The organism is Oleiphilus sp. HI0067, assembly GCF_001635735.1.
The window spans coordinates 1-662 of sequence record NZ_LWFI01000328.1 but is presented as its reverse complement, the minus strand read 5'-3'; the positions used below and the strand labels follow the sequence as shown (position 1 = coordinate 662).

Annotated in this window: 1 protein-coding gene; it reads left to right on the top strand. The window is 49.2% G+C overall.

Going from position 1 to position 662, the window contains the following annotated elements; translation table 11 throughout:
• Positions 1–49: 49 nt before the first annotated feature.
• Positions 50–662: GTPase HflX (gene hflX / locus A3739_RS03925; protein WP_068500400.1), on the top strand; the 613-nt coding region annotated here is incomplete at its 3' end.

Below are 662 nucleotides of genomic sequence, written 5' to 3'. Positions count from 1 at the left end.
AATACTCCATTGGAAATTGGTATTTTCTCGTTAGTATTTAAGCTCTGCCGTGTTTGATAGACCAGATGCGGGAGAGCGAGCTGTTCTCGTCCACTTAGACTTTCCAAATGAAAATGACCGTGAAGATGCGCAGGAGTTTCGTGAACTTGTGCGTTCGGCAGGTGTTGAGCCTGTTGGGATCGTTACCGGTAGTCGATCGCAACCCAGTGCGCGTTTTTTTGTAGGTTCCGGAAAGTTAGAAGAAATAATTACGGAAAAAGCAGTAACCGACGCTGATGTGGTGTTGTTCAATCACGCTCTCTCGCCTAGTCAGCAGCGTAACCTTGAGGGCTCCCTTGAGTGCAGAGTGATCGATCGGACTGGTGTGATCCTTGATATCTTTGCGCAGCGTGCTCGTACTCACGAAGGCAAGTTGCAGGTAGAGCTTGCGCAGTTAGAGTATATATCAACGCGTTTGATTCGTGGCTGGACTCACTTAGAGCGTCAAAAGGGTGGGATCGGTTTACGTGGTCCGGGTGAAACGCAGCTTGAAACTGATCGGCGTCTCCTACGTGGACGTATTAAAGCATTAACGGGGCGTCTTGAAAAAGTACGCAAACAGCGAGACCAGGGTCGCAGATCTCGTACTCGAGCTGAAATTCCCACGATTTCTTTGGTGGGCT